Source organism: Tabrizicola sp., assembly GCF_051645465.1.
Taxonomy (GTDB): Bacteria; Pseudomonadota; Alphaproteobacteria; order Rhodobacterales; family Rhodobacteraceae; genus Tabrizicola.
In genome coordinates this window covers 1-16,086 of record NZ_JBOFBI010000159.1, presented here as the reverse complement: position 1 = coordinate 16,086, position 16,086 = coordinate 1, and the positions used below count along the sequence as shown (strand labels likewise).

16 protein-coding genes are annotated in these 16,086 nt (G+C 65.7%); 5 read left to right on the top strand and 11 right to left on the bottom strand.

Features of this window, described 5'->3' with window-relative positions:
* Together ACRCSW_RS10130 and ACRCSW_RS10125 are read right to left on the bottom strand one after the other, a co-directional pair.
* Positions 1-342 (bottom strand): GrpB family protein (locus ACRCSW_RS10130; RefSeq protein ID WP_438704754.1); only part of this gene is annotated, 342 nt, incomplete at its 3' end.
* A gap of 16 nt (positions 343-358) precedes the next feature.
* A complete protein-coding gene (locus tag ACRCSW_RS10125) occupies positions 359-805 on the bottom strand; it encodes a GNAT family N-acetyltransferase (RefSeq protein ID WP_438704753.1) in 447 nt (148 codons plus the stop codon).
* Between the two features lie 127 nt (positions 806-932).
* Here ACRCSW_RS10125 and ACRCSW_RS10120 point away from each other — a divergent pair, with 127 nt between their 5' ends.
* From ACRCSW_RS10120 to ACRCSW_RS10110, 3 genes are all read left to right on the top strand, one after another.
* Positions 933-2,663, top strand: a complete 1,731-nt coding sequence (locus tag ACRCSW_RS10120; RefSeq protein WP_438704751.1) for a DUF4153 domain-containing protein — start codon at positions 933-935, stop codon at positions 2,661-2,663.
* Between the two features lie 63 nt (positions 2,664-2,726).
* Entirely contained in the window at positions 2,727-3,302 is a 576-nt protein-coding gene (locus ACRCSW_RS10115) for a heme NO-binding domain-containing protein (protein ID WP_438704749.1), read from the top strand.
* A 3-nt stretch (positions 3,303-3,305) separates the two neighbouring features.
* Positions 3,306-4,307 carry a diguanylate cyclase gene (locus tag ACRCSW_RS10110; protein WP_438704747.1) on the top strand — a complete coding sequence of 334 codons (1,002 nt, stop codon included), beginning with the start codon at positions 3,306-3,308 and terminating at the stop codon, positions 4,305-4,307.
* 816 nt (positions 4,308-5,123) lie between these two features.
* On the opposite strand, the gene ACRCSW_RS10105 is transcribed toward ACRCSW_RS10110, so the two are convergent.
* From ACRCSW_RS10105 to ACRCSW_RS10085, 5 genes are all read right to left on the bottom strand, one after another.
* The gene (locus tag ACRCSW_RS10105) at positions 5,124-6,170 is read right to left on the bottom strand and encodes an ABC transporter ATP-binding protein (RefSeq protein ID WP_438704745.1); all 1,047 of its coding nucleotides are present in this window, start codon (positions 6,168-6,170) and stop codon (positions 5,124-5,126) included.
* On the bottom strand, positions 6,167-6,973 hold the full coding sequence (locus ACRCSW_RS10100; RefSeq protein ID WP_438704743.1) for an ABC transporter permease: 807 nt from the start codon (positions 6,971-6,973) through the stop codon (positions 6,167-6,169). The genes ACRCSW_RS10105 and ACRCSW_RS10100 overlap by 4 nt, the downstream gene beginning before the upstream one ends.
* The gene (locus tag ACRCSW_RS10095) at positions 6,963-7,817 is read right to left on the bottom strand and encodes an ABC transporter permease (protein WP_438704741.1); all 855 of its coding nucleotides are present in this window, start codon (positions 7,815-7,817) and stop codon (positions 6,963-6,965) included. The genes ACRCSW_RS10100 and ACRCSW_RS10095 overlap by 11 nt, the downstream gene beginning before the upstream one ends.
* A 432-nt stretch (positions 7,818-8,249) precedes the next feature.
* Positions 8,250-9,464 carry an ABC transporter substrate-binding protein gene (locus ACRCSW_RS10090; RefSeq protein ID WP_438704739.1) on the bottom strand — a complete coding sequence of 405 codons (1,215 nt, stop codon included), beginning with the start codon at positions 9,462-9,464 and terminating at the stop codon, positions 8,250-8,252.
* Between the two features lie 347 nt (positions 9,465-9,811).
* Positions 9,812-10,213, bottom strand: a complete 402-nt coding sequence (locus ACRCSW_RS10085) for a RidA family protein (RefSeq protein WP_438704737.1) — start codon at positions 10,211-10,213, stop codon at positions 9,812-9,814.
* A 53-nt stretch (positions 10,214-10,266) separates the two neighbouring features.
* Here ACRCSW_RS10085 and ACRCSW_RS10080 point away from each other — a divergent pair, with 53 nt between their 5' ends.
* Positions 10,267-10,836 (top strand): TetR/AcrR family transcriptional regulator, encoded by a 570-nt coding sequence (locus ACRCSW_RS10080; RefSeq protein ID WP_438704735.1) that lies wholly within the window; start codon positions 10,267-10,269, stop codon positions 10,834-10,836.
* Positions 10,837-10,980: 144 nt separating this feature from the next.
* Here the strand turns inward: ACRCSW_RS10080 and ACRCSW_RS10075 are convergent, their stop codons facing one another.
* A complete protein-coding gene (locus ACRCSW_RS10075) occupies positions 10,981-12,939 on the bottom strand; it encodes an NAD(P)-binding protein (RefSeq protein ID WP_438704733.1) in 1,959 nt (652 codons plus the stop codon).
* Positions 12,940-13,012: 73 nt separating this feature from the next.
* Positions 13,013-13,813 carry a lytic murein transglycosylase gene (locus tag ACRCSW_RS10070; RefSeq protein ID WP_438704731.1) on the bottom strand — a complete coding sequence of 267 codons (801 nt, stop codon included), beginning with the start codon at positions 13,811-13,813 and terminating at the stop codon, positions 13,013-13,015.
* Positions 13,814-14,108: 295 nt separating this feature from the next.
* Between ACRCSW_RS10070 and ACRCSW_RS10065 the strand changes: the two genes are divergently transcribed.
* A complete protein-coding gene (locus ACRCSW_RS10065; protein WP_438704729.1) occupies positions 14,109-15,290 on the top strand; it encodes a tyrosine-type recombinase/integrase in 1,182 nt (393 codons plus the stop codon).
* Positions 15,291-15,328: 38 nt separating this feature from the next.
* Here ACRCSW_RS10065 and ACRCSW_RS10060 read toward each other — a convergent pair whose 3' ends face one another.
* Both ACRCSW_RS10060 and ACRCSW_RS10055 read right to left on the bottom strand, forming a co-directional pair.
* The gene (locus tag ACRCSW_RS10060; RefSeq protein ID WP_438704728.1) at positions 15,329-15,574 is read right to left on the bottom strand and encodes a conjugal transfer protein TraD; all 246 of its coding nucleotides are present in this window, start codon (positions 15,572-15,574) and stop codon (positions 15,329-15,331) included.
* A 1-nt stretch (position 15,575) separates the two neighbouring features.
* Positions 15,576-15,902: a conjugal transfer protein TraD gene (locus ACRCSW_RS10055; RefSeq protein WP_438704726.1), complete on the bottom strand. Its 327-nt coding sequence runs from the start codon at positions 15,900-15,902 to the stop codon at positions 15,576-15,578.
* Positions 15,903-16,086 lie beyond the last annotated feature (184 nt).

The window sequence follows — 16,086 nt, the reverse complement described above, 5'->3', positions numbered from 1 at the left end:
GTCGCGCATCAGGCGCTCTTTCCGGAGGGGCCAGCTTTCCCACGTGACGATGTGGAGGTTGAACTGTGGTGGGCCGTCGCGTGACAGAAGGAAGCGGTCGCGCATTCCGGTCGCGATTACCGAGTAGCTTTTGCTCTTGTGCACGGGAAGCAGTCCCTTGATGTCGTCCAGCCGGGCCACGGCTGCCATCATGTCGATCACGGGCTTGGCCGCGAGACCGGGGACAGCGGTGCTGCCGATGTGTTCGAGGACCAGGAGCGGCGGGGCGAGGGCCCGAAGTTCGGCGGCCTCGGAGGCGAAGTGTTTGGGCCAGGTCGGATCATAGGGCAGGACATCGATCATCGCGGGTGCCCTGTCGTCAAAGCGCGCGGTTGTAGCGGATGAAGGGGGTCACCTTGGCGATCCGGTCGTAGAGGAGCCGCGCTTCGTGGTTGAAGTCTTGCGTCAGCCAGTAGACGGCGGGCGCCCCGGCGGCGTCGGCCTTGGCATAGACCGCCTCGATTAGGGCCCGGCCAAGGCCGGTGCCGCGGGCCTCGGGTGCGACGTAGAGGTCTTGCAGGTAGCAGGTGTCCTCGATCTTCCAGCAGTGGCGGTGGAAGAGGTAGTGCGTAAGGCCCATCGGGTGCCCGTCAACCTCGGCGATCAGGCCGTTGAAATCGCGGGGGTCGTCGCCCAGAAGCCGGGCGAAGGTGGAGGCGTAGACGGGTTCGGGGACCGAGGTCTTGTAGAACTGCAGATAGGCGGTCCAGAGGCGGCGCCAGTCGGCTTCGTCTTCGGGCTGCAGCGGGCGGATCAGGGTGGGCATGGGCAGTCCTTCTTGCGGGTCGGGGAAGCTTGGCCTGCAGCGCGGGCCTTGGCAACAGGTGGGAAATCCTGACTATGCGCGCGGGCGGCATGCCGGACTATCAGCGTGCAGAGCGGGAGGGGTGGGGATGACCGATCAGATTATGGCGCGGGTTCAACTGGCTTTGGTAGGCGGCTTCGGCGGGCTTCTGCTTTGGGTGGCGATCGAGGCATCCGAGCGGGAGTGGATTGGCGACTATGCCTCGCTGGTGCTTGTCGGGTTCATCCTGACGCTCTTCGGCGGGCTTCTGGCGATGGCGGGGCCGCTCGGGCTGCTTCGGGCCGTGCCCCGGGCGCTTGGGCTGGCGGTCGTCGCGGCGGCGCTCGTCTGGCTGACGAAGCTGCGCTTTGCCGGGGTGGACGACTTCTTCTTTCGCAGCCCGACGCAGGTGCTGGCCGGCCTGACGGTCGCGACCCTGCCGGTGCCGTTCCTGATCGCGGCGGCCAAGTCGGGTTGGCGCGATTATCCGGCGCTTTTCATGGAGGCCTGGTCGATCACCTTGCGCTTTGCGGCGGCGGGGGCGTTCACGGGGCTTGTGTGGCTGGTGATATACCTCTCGGACGAAGTGCTGCGGATCGTGGGGATCGAGGTGATCCGGGACCTCCTGCAGCATGAGGTGGTGCCGCTGGTGCTGAGCGGCGCGGTCCTCGGGCTGGGTCTGGCGGTGGTCTATGATCTGGCCGAGCTTCTGTCGCCTTATGTGGTGTTGCGCCTCTTCCGGCTGTTCCTGCCGCTGGTGCTGGCGGTGATGGTCATATTCCTGGTGGCCCTGCCATTCCGGGGCTTTGAGGGCCTCGTGAGCGGGCTTTCCCCGGCGATGCTGCTTCTGACGATGGCGGCGGGCGGGATTGCGCTGGTGTCGATCGCGGTTGACCAGAGCGATGCCGAGGCGACCGAGAGCCCGGTTCTTGTTCGCGCGACGCAAGGCATGGCGCTTCTGTTGCCGATCATCGCGGCACTCGCGCTTTGGGCGATCTGGTTGCGGGTGGGGGATTATGGCTGGACGCCCGAGCGGGTGTTCATCGTGGCGGTTGCTGTGGTGGGGATCGGCTATGGGCTGGTCTATGCGCTGGCCGTCGTGCGGGGTGCCGGGTGGATGGAGCGTATCCGGCAGGGCAACATCTGGATGGCGCTTGGGGTCGTTGGGCTTGCAGCGCTGTGGATGACGCCGGTCCTGAACGCCGAGCGGATCTCGGCGCAAAGCCAGCTGGCGCGGTTCGAGGCTGGGGTGGTGCCGGTGGAGGAGCTGGACGTCTACGCGCTGCGCTCGTGGGGGAAGCCGGGGGCAGCGGTGATTGCGGTGCTGGAGGCCAAGGCGAAGGAGCCGGGGCAGGAGGCCCTGGCGAAGCTTCTGTCGGGCGAGAGCGCTCCTTCCACGGCAGACCGGGACGCGCTGGCCAGGCGGCTTGCCGGGCTGATGCCTGTGCAGCCCGCCTCGGCCACGGCGACGCGGGACCTGCTGCTGGGCGCGGCGGAGCCCTACATGCTGGAGGACTGGCTGCTGGTGTGCGAAACGGACGTTCCCGAGGGCAGCCCGCCTTGTGTGCTGGTCGTGGCCGATCTTCTGCCGCTGTTGCCGGGCGAAGAGGCGATGCTGTTTCTGGGGCGGAGCGCGGACTACACCGAGATCGCCGGGCTCTATCTGGACGACCGTGGGCTGCTGCAATACCGGCAGGTGGCGCGCCCGGACGGAGCCCCGATCGACAGCGCCGAGGCGGCCCGGTTGATGCGGCAGTACCAGACAACTCCGCCGCCGGTCACGGCAGCACTTGTCAACCAGCTGGGCACTGGCGAGAGTGGGCTTATCATCCATCCTTGACGCTGGGGATTCTGTTAACGGATACGCGGTACTGTCGGTCCGAAGATCGCGGCGGGGACGGACATGGATGCACTTTTGTTGCGGGCACTGCAGGGCTACGTGCTGGACACATTCGGCATTGCAAGCTGGCAGGAGGTATGCCGAAAGGCCGAGCTGAAGGTCGAGACTTTCGAGCCGATGTTGCGCTATGATCCCGGCACGGCGGACCGGATCGCGGAAAGCGTGGCTGATGTTCTGGGGCGGCCCGTCGAGGCAATATGGGAAGACGTAGGAACCTATCTGGTGACCAACCCCGAGCGTGAAGGTGTGCGCAGGCTCTTGCGTTTCGGGGGCATGTCCTATGCCGACTTTCTGTATTCGCTGGAGGAACTGCCTGGCCGCGCGCGGTTGGCCATGCCCGATCTGGACCTGCCTGAAGTGACGCTGGACGAGGTGGGTCCCGACCGGTTCGAGCTCCATTGCCAGTCGCATCTGCGGGGCACGCAGCGGGTGCTCGTCGGCCTCTTGACCGCGATGGCCGACGACTATGGCGCGCTTTGCCTGATCGAGCCTGGCGTCCGGGACTGCACGACAATTTCGGTGCTCGACAGCCGCCACGCAAAGGCGCGGCGCTTCGACCTTGCCTTGCCGGAGCGCTAAGCCATGCATGCAGAGCTTCCAGGCCACCGGCTTGATCTTGATACCCGCACCCTTGCGCATTTTATGCCCATGCATCTGCTTCTGGACAGCGACGGGCGGGCGCTGAGCTTTGGGCCGACGCTCGCGCGGGTGCTGCAGGACGACGCGATCCCAGGCGCGCTCTTCGAGGATCTGTTCGAGGTGCGCTCACCCGGCGGGGCGGTGACGGTGCAGGAGGTGCTTGCACGCGGCGGGAACCGGTTCCGGCTTCTGCCGCGCAACGGGGTGCGGGCCGGGCTCCGGGGCCTTGGGATGCGGCTTGGGGATGAGGGGAAGATCCTTCTCAACCTCTCGTTCGGCAACGATCTGATCGCGGCGGTCCGGGAGCTTGCCCTGACGGATGCCGATTTCGCGGCCACCGACCTTGCGATGGAGCTTCTCTATCTGGCCGAGGCCAACTCGGCCGTCACGCGTGAGCTTCGCGGGCTGAACCTGCGGCTGGAAGGCGCAAGGATGGCGGCAGAGGAAGAGGCGATGACCGATCCGCTGACCGGTCTTCGCAACCGCCGGGCGGTGGACCTGGTGCTGGAGCGGATGTGCGCAGCACGGGCGAGCTTTGGCCTTCTGCAGATGGACCTCGACTTCTTCAAGGCGGTGAACGACACGCTGGGCCATGCTGCGGGTGACTTCGTGCTGGGCGCCGTGGGCCAGATCCTGCGTGAACAGCTTCGGGCCGAGGACTGCGCCGCCCGGATCGGCGGCGACGAGTTCCTGGTGATCGTGGTCGGGCGGAGCGACCCCAAGACGCTGCAGGGCATCGCCGAACGGATCATCGCGCGGATATGTCAGCCGATGGAGTTCGAGGGCCAGCCGTGCCAGGTCTCGGCGAGTATCGGGATCGTCCGGTCGACCGACCTTGCCGATCCGCAGGCCGCACAATTGCTGGCGACCGCCGACCGCGCGCTTTACTCCGCCAAACATGCGGGACGGGGGCGGGCGGTCCTCCTGGTGTCGCGGGGGGAGTAGAGCGACCGCAAGCGCAAGGGGCTGCTCGTCGAGCACTTCGTGCACTCCTCGCCGGGTGCGGTGCCCGGCAGGGATATTGGGCGCTGGAGAGGATGGGGCCCGCGGGTTCTGCCAGCAGCTTGAGGGATCAGGACGGTGCGGAAAACAGGTGCCACGCGGGGGCGTCGGACGGTTGCTGCATTCCTCGCCGGGCGCAGTGCATGGCCGCGAGACGGGGCACCCGGCGAGACAAGGTGCAGGGCGGCCCTTCCGGTGTCGCGGGGCGACCACGAACAGGGTGCGAGATACCTGCGCGGGCGCTCGTCGAGCACTCCTCCCAGGGCGCAGTGCATCGTGGGGATACAGGACGCCTAGGGAGATAAGGCGCGGGGGCGATCTTTCGGGTGTCGCGGGCGATCAGTAACAGCGCGGGAGATGCTTGCGCGGGCGCTCGTCGAGCACTTCGTGCACTCCTCGCCGGGCGCGGTGCATCGTGGGGATACAGGGGCCAAGGTAGATAAGGCGCGGGGCCGTCCTTCGGGTGTCGCGTGGCGACCGCGAACAGGGTTGGAGATACCTGCTTGGGCGCTCGTGGAGCACTTCGTGCACTCCTCGCTGGGCGCGGTGCATCGTGGGGACAGAGGGCGCCGGGGAAGATAAGGCGCGGGGGGCCATACTTTGGGTGTCGCGGGGCGGCCGCGAACAGCGTGAGAGGTGCCTGCGCGGGTGCTGGTCCAGCGCTTTGCTCAGTTCTTGACGGGGACGCGGTTGCCTGGGGCCTCGCCCGACGGCCCCCTCGGCGGTGTGGTGGCCGGCCTTGGGGTGGGCTGGCCCGCTCTATGGCTTTGCAGGCGACGGCAGGAGCCACAGCGCATCGGGGGGGAGCGCGATGGCGATCTCGGTTCCGGAGCGCAGGTCTGCGGCCTGATCGGGGGTGGTGAGCGCCTGAAGCGTGGTGCCGGAAACGGAAAGCTCGACCCGGGTCTGGGTGCCAAGGAAGGTAATGCCGTCGACGCGGGCCTCGCGCGGGTTGGGGCCGGGGCCAAGGCGCAGGGCCTCGGGGCGGATGGTCAGGAGGGCGTCGCCATCAATGACGCCCCGTGGCAGGGTCAGCGGGCCGAGCGCGGAGTGGAAACGGCCCGCCCGCGACTGGCCGGGTACGAAGTTCACTCCGCCGAAAAAGCGCGCCACGGCCTCGGTTGCGGGGCGGCGGTAGAAGTCTTCGGGCGGGCCATGCTGGGCGAGCTTGCCGTCAAGGAGAAGTGCGATCCGGTCGGAAAGTGCTACGGCCTCGGCCTGGTCATGGGTCACGACGAGGGTGGTGATGCCGGTCTCGCGCTGAAGCTCGCGGATCAGGCTTCGCATGTCGTCGCGCAAGCTGGGGTCGAGGTTCGAGAGCGGCTCGTCGAGGAGAAGGACATCCGGTTTCAGGATCAGCGCGCGGGCGAGGGCGGCGCGTTGCTGCTGGCCGCCGGAAAGCTCAATGGGGCGACGGTGGTCGAGGCCTTCGAGGCGGACGCGGGCGAGCATGGGGTCGACTTGGGCAGCGATCTGGGCAGGAGAGAGGCCGCGCATCCTGAGGCCGAAGCCGACGTTTCCGGCGACGGTCAGGTGCGGGAAAAGGAGCGGGTTCTGGAAGACCATGGCGACGCCGCGCCTTTCGGGCGGAACGCCGACGATCGACCGGTCGTTCAGCCGGATGTCGCCGGCGTCGGGGGCAATGAGCCCTGCGATCAGCTTCATCGTCGTGGTCTTGCCGCAGCCCGAGGGCCCGAGGAGTGCGGTGAGGGTGCCGCTTTCGACAGTGAGGCTTAAGCCGCGGACTGCCGCCTGGTTCCCGCCGGGGTAGGTCTTGGTGAGGTCTTTCAGGGTGAGCGCGGTCATGGCCTCAGCGCCCCGGCGAGGGCAGCGCCGCGGCCGGTGATCTGGCGGGCGGTCACGATCAGGATGAGGAGGCCGGGGAGGATGTAGAGGAGCGCTATGGCGCCGGTCACGTCGTTCCGGCCGGAGTTGGAGAAGCTGAAGAGGAGGAGGGGGAGCGTCTGCACCCGTCCGCCGCCGATGGCGAGGGTGAGGAGGTACTGCGACCACGAGACGAGGAAGGCGAAGAGCGCCCCGGTGAGCAGGCCGGGGAGAATAGCGGGGAGGGTGACGTTCCTGAACGTCTGGATTGGCGAGGCGCCGAGGGAGCGGGCCTGGGCCTCGAAGTCCGGGTCGAAGCGGGAGAAGACGGCGGCCATGACGAGGGTCATGTAGGGCAGGACCGGGATCAGATGCGCGAGGATGACTCCGGTGGTGGTGCCGGTGAGGCCGAGGCGCAGGAAGATGCCGTGAAGGCCGAAGACGACGGCGATGCCGGGGAGGATCGCGGGGGCCAGGAGGAGGAGGGTGACGAGGGCTTTGCCCTTGAACCGGTAGAGGCCGAGGGCGCGGCCTGCGGGGACCCCGATGAGGGCGGCGAGGAGGGTGGTTGTCAGGGCGATGAAGGTGGTGAGGGCGAAGCTTTCGAGGACTCCGGCGGTGTCGGAGAGGGCGTAGGCCCAGGCCTTGGTCGAGTAATCGCGGGGCAGAAGGTCGGGGAAGCGCCAGCCATGCGCGACGGACCAGATGGCGAGGGGGAGGAAGGGCAGGATCAGCCAGCCGGCGAGGACGAGGGCTGCCAGGGTTTTCAACCGGTCAGCGCGCATTTCTGCCCCCGACGCGTGCGTAGAGCAAGAGGAGGCCGAGGCCGATCGCCGCGATGATCACGGCCATGGCCATCGCTTCGGGCCGGGTCGAAAGGTCCGTGTCGGTGTAGGCCTGCCAGGCCAGGACGGGGAGCGCCTTCGGGGTGCTGGCGCCGAGGACGAGGGGAACCTCGTAAGCGCCGAAAGCGAAGGCGAAGACGAGGGCGGAGGCGGCGAGAAGGCCGGGCATGAGCATGGGGAGAAGGACGTGCCGGAAGGCCTGCCAGCGGGTGGCGCCGAGGGAGCGGGCGGTGGCCTCATGATCCTCGCCCAGGGTTTGCATGTTGGCGAGTAGGATGAGGGTGATGAAGGGAAGCTCTTTCCACACGTAGAGGAGGATGATGCCGATGGCGTAGGGGTCGTGGGTGAGGGCGGGGAAGTCCTGTGGGCCGGTGATGAGGCCAGCGGCATGGGCGAGGCGGGCGAAGGCACCGGACTGGGAGAAGAGGTAGAGGATGCCCAGGGCGCCGACGATATGGGGGACGGTGAGGTTCAACTGGAAGAGGAAGCTGATGAGGGCGCGGCCGGGGAAGGTCTGCCGCAGGAGGAGGGCCGAGGCGAGGGCAAGGCTGGCGGCGATGAGGGTGGAGGCGGTGGCGATCCAGAGCGAGAGGGCGAGGGACTTGAGGAAGCCGGGCGAGGTGAGGATCGCAGTGTAGGCGGCGAGGTCGGGGTCGGTCAGCCCGAGGCTTGGCATGTAGCGGAAGGACCGCAGGAGCGTGAGGCCGAGGCCGGTGAGGAACAGCCCGCCGAGGACGATCAGGGCGGGCGTCAGGAGAAGGAGGATGCGGTGGCGGTCGGTCACTTTGGTCCTTCCCGGCTTCCGCGAAGTTTGCGCGATGCCGGGCGGGTGGGCAAGGGCGGGGGCTCGTCGAGGCACTTCGTGCGCTCCTCACGTGGGTTCCGGCGGTGGGCGCGGGTCGGGTAGGGGCGAATGGCTCTGCGGAGCATTGGGCCTCGGTATTCCGGCGGCTCTGTCACTTCGGGTCGATCGCCCTGTGGTCGGTGAAGGCGTTGGGGATGACATAGGAGCGGCGGTCGGGCGGGTGGTAGGGGGGTTGGGGGAGGCTCGTCGATGCACTTCGTGCACTCCTCGCGTGGGTTCCGGCGGCAAGCGTGGAGCTGTAATCGCCGGATTTTGCGTTTGGTGCCGATATCGCGGTGGTTCTTTTCCGCGCGTCGCGCCGATTCTCGCGACATCAGCGAGGACGAGCCGAAGGCGAAGGAGGAGCGGGGGTCAGTTTCCGACGTTCTCTGCCCAGCCCTTTTCGATGGCGGTCAGCCAGTCGGCCTGGAGTTCCGGCAGCGTGGCCTTGGCAAGCTGGGCGGCGGGGATGACCGAGGGGTGGCCCTTGATGGCGGCGAAGCCGGCCTGGACTTCGGGCGAGGTGCGGGTGATATTGATCGCGGGGGCGGCGCCCCAGACCTCGGTTTTGGCCTTCTCTAGCTGCGCCTCGCCGGAGAGGAGGAGGTTCTGCACGACCATCGCGGCGGCCTTGTTGGGTGAGTTGAAAGGGATCAGCGTGTAGTTGGTGTTGCCGATGGTGCCGTCCGAGAGGCCGAAGCTGCGCACGGTGTCCGGGTAGGTCCCGGCCTGGACTGCGAGGCCGAACTGCGAAGGGTCGTAGTTGAACGTGAAGGCCACCTCGCCATTGGCGAAAAGCTCGTTCAGCTGGGTGACGGTGTTGGGGTAGGTCTGGCCTTCGCGCCAGAGGAGGGGCTCGATCTCGTTCAGGATCGCCCAGGTTTTCGTGGCCACCTGATCGAACTTCGCCTGATCGAACGGGCCAAGGAGCGCATCGGGCCCGCCAGCGGCATGGGTGAAGACGTGGCGGATGAAGGCCGAGCCGGTGAAGTCCGGGGGGGCAGGATAGGTGAAGCGTCCGGGGTTGGCCTTGATCCAGGCGATCAGCGCCGCCATGTCGCGGGGCGGTTCGGCCACGGTGGCGCTGTCGTGGGCGAAGGCGAACTGGACGGTGTTCCAGGGCACCTCGCAGCCTTCGACCGGAACGCCGAAGTCATTGGCGATGGCGGGATTGTCCCAGTTGACCAAGGCGTTGTTTGGCAGAAGACCGGTGTAGCCGCAGAAGACGAGCTCGCCCTGCTTCATCGAGCGGAAGTTCTCGCCGTTGATCCAGAGGAGGTCGACAGTCCCTGCGTCGGTGATCCCGGCCTCTTTCTCGGAGAGGATGAGGTTCACGATCTCGGCTGCATCGGTGATGGGCACCCGGTTCAGGGTGATGTCGTAGTCGCGCTTGAGGATCCCGCCGACGTAGTCCGAGACGTAGATGTTGATGTTGTCGGCGCCCCCCCACATGAACCAGTTGACCGTGCCGCCGCGGGCCTCGTCCACGATCTGATCCCAGGTCATGGCTTTCAGGGCTTCGCCATCGGCGGTGTCGGCGGTCGCGGTTGTGGTCAGGAGAAGAAGGGCGGCTAGGGGGCGCAGCATGATGGCTCCGGGCTGGTGTATGTGCGCCCATGAAACCGATGGCCGTCGCAAAAGCCAGTCACATGGGCGTTGGGGGATTGTAACGGAAAGGGCAGGGCTGGATCGGCGGGGAGGGGGGGTAACGCTGAGTTACGCCTGGAGGCCGCAAGGGATTCCAAGGGGTTAGGTGGGGGGCGTTCAGGATTTGTTAAGGTTTCGTTGGGCCTGGGCCGGTGGCATTGGCCCCGTCTTCCTGCTGAGCGGGAGCGACGCTGTCCGGGGGCACGCCAAAGAAACCCCCGAGCACCGGATGTTGCTTTGAGCCCCCTGCGGACGTTCGCTCAATTGCAGCGAATGTCCGTTCTGGTTCAAATCACCGCCACCGCTTCGATCTCAAGCTTGAATTCCGGAGACGCGAGTGCGCTTACGCCGATGCCTGTCAGTGCAGGCGCCTGTCCCTCGAACAGCGCTGCGACGGGTGCCATGAGTGACGGGATCCGTTCGGGATCAAGATCGACGACGTAAATCCGAAGAGACACCACGTTTTTCGGTGCGGCACCCGCTGCTTCAAGGGCGTTGACGAGGTTGCGCAGCACAATGGACAACTGGTCCGCCAGATCCGGGGGAACCGGTGTGCCGTCGGTCGACACCGCCACTTGACCCGAGACAAACACCATCTTGCCCTGCGTCGCAGTGACAACCTGAGAATAGCCCAGAGGACCGGCATCGGGCAGGCTTGGGGGGTTCAGTTTCTCGATTTTCGCGGTCATGGTCGCATATCCCTGTTTGGTATCCTCTACATATGTAGAGTATTGGAGGCATCTTGGAAACCACCCGTCGCGAAAAAATTCTTGATGCTGCCCTTTCGCTCGTTGCACGCGAGGGGCTTGCCGCGCTGACTCACCGTGGAACAGATGCTGCCGCGGGCCTGCCGCTAGGCTCTACCTCGTACTACTACCGCCGGAAGAACGACCTTCTGCAGGCGATCATCGACAGACTCGCCATCCGCCTGCAGAGGGAATCCGAGGTGTTGAAAGACACTTTCACCGCCATTCTGGCTAATCAGGGGCACGAGGTGGCGTTTTCGTTCGTGGCGGATGAATTGGTTACCTGCGCCAATGAGGATCGCGACCTGCTGATTGCCCGGCTCGAGATCATGCTCGCTGCCTCGCGCGATCCAGATTTGAACGGTGCGACTGAACGGCTGGCCCAAGCAGCCATGCGACCAATGCTCTTCTATCTGGACCTTTTGGCAGGACAAAGGGCCGATCCAGACAGCGCTATGTCCTGTGCGGCACTGCTAGACGGCCTCATGTTGCCGTATGCCACCGGACAAGGCACGCCCCCGACCGCCACACAGCTCCGAGCCGCATGTAGCGCCCTGCTCGACTGATGGGGGCAATGGTGCGCGAATTCTACCTGGATACCAAGTTCTGATTGATCTTGGTCCGACCCCAAGACTGAGAGGCAACGAGCGAACTGAACGTCCGCTTCGTCCCCCAAAGCCGTCGTTCAACCCGAGCGAACGGCCAAGACGTTATAGGCCCAGCTTGTCCGGCGGAGGCCCCGGGAAGCGGGCGTAGTCCGGTGCGCCTTCGGGGGTGCCGAGAAGGTCGCGCATCGCCCGCACCGCCTGGTCGATGGCGGAATGGGCGTAGGCGTAGGCGGCGCTGTCGCTGTTGGCGATGCTGATGCGGCCCCAGGGTTTGCGGGCTGCCTCGATCGGCAGGGGGCCGTCGGGCCAGAACGTATCCCACGGGCGCATGTATTCGTAGGCGTAGCCGTGGCTCCAGCGGTTGCAGGTGATGGCCTCGATGTCGGTCGCGGGGTCGAAGCTGGTGCCGGCGAGGGCTTTTGACAGAAGCTCGCGGATCGAGCGTTCCATGTCTTCGAAGGTCAGGGTCATCATTGCCCGTTTGCCCGCAAGGGCCTGCTCACGCGAGGAGAGGCCCGGTTCGATCATGACCTTCGAGAGGTGCAGGATCACCGGGTCTTCGGGGGTATCGGCAAACTTGTAGTCGCCCATGGATACCGGGAAATCGATTTCGAACCCGCTCCAGAAGTTGCCGCGGGCGCGGGCGCCGTCGATCTTGATCTCGTCCAGCGCCTTCCAGTTCCGGAGGAGCACGTTGGTGTAGATGAGCGGCACTTTCTGCTGGTCGTTCAGCGCGGTGACCTGATCGGCGGGAAGTTCGTCGGTGAGGTAGGGGATCACCCGGTGCCAGCAGGCAAGGATCACGTGCCCGGCCTTGACCGAGGCGAGGCCATTCGGCGCGGCATAGGTGACGGTGACGGTCGTGGCCGAGGCTGGATCGCCGTCATGGGCGACCTTGACCACGGTGGAATTGAGCCTGATCCGGACCGGGTTGTCGGGGAGGTCCAGCTGGGCGTAGTCCACCGTTGCGGTGACCTGATCCTCCATCGTCGAACCCGGCAAAGCGGCGGGGACAAGGGCGCGGACGAGGTGGCGGGCGATCCCGGCGTTGCCGTCGGGGAAGTGATAGATGTAGGCGTCGGGGTCGGTGAAGGCCAGGCGGCCCGAGGGGCTGTGGTACTTCGAGACCGCCTCGCCCAGGTCCATCCCGTCGAAGCCGGGGTTCCAGTTGCCGCGGGCATCCAAAGCCGTGGTCGCATCGATGCCGACGCCGAAGTAGCCGGTGGTCGAGGTCTGGAAGTAGTCGACGAGCTGCGGGTCGGCTTTCACGTAGTCGAGAAGGAAGTCCTTGTAGGTGATCTCGGACAGCTTCTGCAGCCGTTCTTCGGGGGTCATGTCGGGGAGGTAGTCGCCGGGCGTGTCGAGAAATGCGATGAGATCGGCCTTGGCCTTGTCGTTCATAGGGGTCTGGGCGACCCAGTCGGCGGTCTCGCCCGATTGCACCACCAGCTTGTCGGTGCCCCATTTGGCGGCATCGAAGAAGACCGCGCCGTTCAGGCCGCGCTCTTCGGCCCATTTCTGGTTGTAGTAGGTTTCGAACTTGGCGGGCTCGATGCCGATGTCGGCCAGAAGCTGGTTTACAGCCGGACTGAAGTAGCTGGGCGTCTGCATCGACTGCGAGCCGCCGTAGCCGATGAGTTTCCTGCCGTTCGAGGCGGTGAATTCGTTGCGCTTGGCATGGCCGCCGAAGTCGTCCAGCGGGTCGATCAGCAGGACCTTCGCGTCGGGGTTTTGCTGGCGGTAAAGGAAGGCCGCCGCGAGGCCCGAGATCCCGGCGCCGACGACGACCAGGTCGTAGCTTTCGCCGGTGTCGGAGATCGCGGGGTTTGACGTCCAGAAGCTGCCGTCGCGGATGGCATGCATCACGTTCTGCGAGGCATCGGTCTGGCCGCGGAGGCCGGCGAGGGAAGGGGGGTAGGCGGCTGTCTGGGCCTGGGCCGGTCGGGCGCCCCATCCGCCAAGCGCGGTCGCTCCGATGGCCAGCGCCACCCCATCAAGGAAATCGCGCCGGGTGATCCCGCGATCCATCCCAAGGCGCTTGTCGTTTTCGGACCAGGACATGACTTCACCCCCTGTGGCTTTTGAAAACCACAGGCTGGAGCGCGACTTGCCCTTAGGTCAACGATTCGTCGTGTCAGCTGTCGATCTGCGCGCCCATGATGGCGATGGCCTGCTGGTAGACCGTGGCCGCGTTCCATTGCTTGATCACGGCAAAGTTCGGCTCGCCTTCCTGATAGCCCTTGCCGGGCTTCCAGCCCTTCTGGCGCAGGAAGTTTGCAGTCGAGGCCAGGGCGTCCGCCATGTTGTTCAGATCGACCGCGCCGTCGCCGTTGCCGTCGACGCCATACTTGAAGGCGTTGCCGGGGAGGAACTGGGTATGGCCAAGCTCGCCATGCTTGGCGCCGATGGTCTTGGCCGAGATCATGCCGCGGTCGACCATCATCAGCGCGCCGATCAGGTGCGGACGGAAGAAGTCGGACCGGCGGCAGTCATAGGTCAGCGTGGCGATGGCCGAGATTACATTGCTGTCGCCCATGAACCCGCCAAAACCTGTCTCCATCCCGTGGATCGCGATCAGGACACCGGCGGGCACACCGTAGGCCGATTCCAGGCTGGCGTAGAAGTCGGCGTTCTTGGCCTTGCGGCTGCGGCCCTGCGAGACGATCGTGTCCGCCCCGCGGACCTGAAGGAACTTCTCGAGGCTGTACTTGAAGCTTTTCTGGTTCCGGTCGGCCGATATCGTGGCCTTGGAATACGAGGTCGCCATGAGCGCCGCTATGCCGCGTTCGCCCACGCCCTCGGCCGCGGCCTCGGCGGCCATGTCGGATTTCCAGGCCTCGTACTTTCCTCCGGTATCACTGCAGCCCGCGGCATTGGCGGCGAGCGGCAGAAGTGCAAAGAGTGCGGGGGCAGCAAAGCGGGCAAGATGTGTCACGGGTCACCTATGCATTTGTTTCCGCCATCGAAACGGGCGTTTCTCATGCATCAGACACACCAGGCTAAGGGGTCGTGTCAAGGTGCGATATTCCGGATAAGTGGCAGCCCGTAGGGCTGCATAACCACCTCGTCACGCCGTCTCGTACTGTTGCAAAATACTGTTTTCTGTCATATGCTTAAGCCTATATTGAGACTTCATCTGTCTCAGTCGATTTCACTCTGTCCCACCATTTCTCATGCCGAGTGGTGGGACAAATGGCGGGACAGAAGTTTAGGCCGGTGGGGTCGGAAGGATGGGAAAGCTGTCGGTCAAGCGTGTTGCCGCAACCCGCGAGTCGGGGATGTATGGTGACGGCGATGGCCTCTATCTTCGCGTCGGCCCCAGCGGCGCGAAATCGTGGATCCTGCGCACCCTCGTTCACGGTCGGCGGCGAGAGCTGGGTCTGGGCAGCCTGGCCTGGATGAGTTTGGCCGCGGCCCGCGAGGAGGCGCGCAAGCTGCGTACCGAAGCACGGTCGGGGCGCGACCCAGACCTGCTAAGGAACCGCGAGGAACTCACCTTCGAGGCGGCGGCCAAGCGTCATCACGCGTCGCTCGCTCGCACCCTGAAGAGCGACCGTCACGCGGACCTGTGGCTGCGCTCGCTTGAGATCTACGCCTTCCCGAAGATCGGCAGGCGTCCGGTCAACACCATCACCTCGGCCGACATCCTGAGCATTCTGAACCCGATCTGGGCCAAGAAGCACGACACCGCGCGCCGCGTGAAGCAGCGCATCGCCGCGGTCTTCGACTGGGCGAAGGGTGCCGGGCATTATCCGCATGAAAATCCCGTAACGGGCCTCAAGAAGGCGCTGCCGGTGGTCAAGCGCAGGGCCGAGCACATGGCAGCACTTCCCTGGCGAGAGCTGCCCGTGTTCATGGCACAGCTCGCTGCGCGCGACGCCGTTTCGGCCCGCTGTCTCGAGTTCCTGATCCTGACCGCCCTGCGCAGCGGCGAAGTGCGCGGCGCGCAATGGTCCGAGATCGACCTGGATGCAGCTGTCTGGCTTGTTCCCGATGCGCGCATGAAGCGAGGTGTGCCCCATCGCGTGCCCTTGTCGACCGAAGCGATGGCGGTGTTGGAAAAGGTCCGCGGCCTCAACCCGGTCCACGTTTTCCCGAGCCCGCTGCGAGGCAAGACGCGTAAGGTGCAGCCCCTTTCCGTCATGGCCTTCAAGCCGCTGCTCGGTCGCATGGGTGCTGAGGGCTTCACGGTCCATGGGTTCCGCTCGACGTTCCGGGACTGGTGCAGCGAGAGCGCGCATGCGGATCGCGAGGTGGCGGAAGCGGCGCTGTCGCATGCGACGGGCAATGAGGTGGAGCGGGCGTATGCGCGTTCCGATCTTTTCGAGCGGCGCCGGGCGCTGATGGAGGCTTGGGCGCGGTTTGCGACCGGCTCCGGCTCCGGCGAGGTCGTGGCTCTTGTACGGGCGTGAGCGATACACGTGGGGTTGGCCAAAACCTAGAGGTTTCCTCACCGATCAGAAGGCACTTTGCCCTTGCGATCTGCCGCGAACGCCTGCTTGCCCCTCGCCGTCCAGACCTCGCGTGCGTGTTCGGCTTGGGCACTTTGGAGCTTCTCGGCCATCCAGATGAGCGCGCCGTAGATCGTCGCACGGTCATCGCCGGCGATGTCGACGATCCTGGCCTTGACGACCAGTCCGCCGAGTTCGATCAGGTGCCGGGTGCGCTTGCGGCGTTCGACTTGCCAGCTGCGCATGTTATGCCGCGCCCGTGCCGCGTGATGCCGGTTGCGCGCCGCCCGGTTGCGCCATAGCGCGGTCAGTGTTTGGCGCAGATGCCGGAGCAGCTCGCCGCGATCTGCCGCGAAAGAACGCAGCTCCGCGCTTCGCCCAAGCCTCCTTCTTGCCAGTGTCCTTCGTCTCGGCCAGCACGACCAGTGCGCCTGCCAGTTCCTCGGCGCTGAGAGCATCGGCGCCGGTGGCGATGACCAGTTCGCCAAGCCCAAGCACCTTGCGCAGTTTGAGGTCTCGCGCCTTGTCCTCCAGCACCTTCAGCTCCGCGTCGAAATCCCTGGGCTTACGCATCGCCATCTCCTTAAGCCGTTGATGCAGCAATGATAGCCGGACACTTGCCGAAACGCTGTAGGCTCGCCGGAACGGGGCGGGACGCTCTGGTCCGGCCCGAGATTTTATCGAGGGAGGGCGCGCTTATACGTCGTTCCGACGTCGCCTGCCTCGTGCCAATGATCTGATCGCGATGGCGATCTAT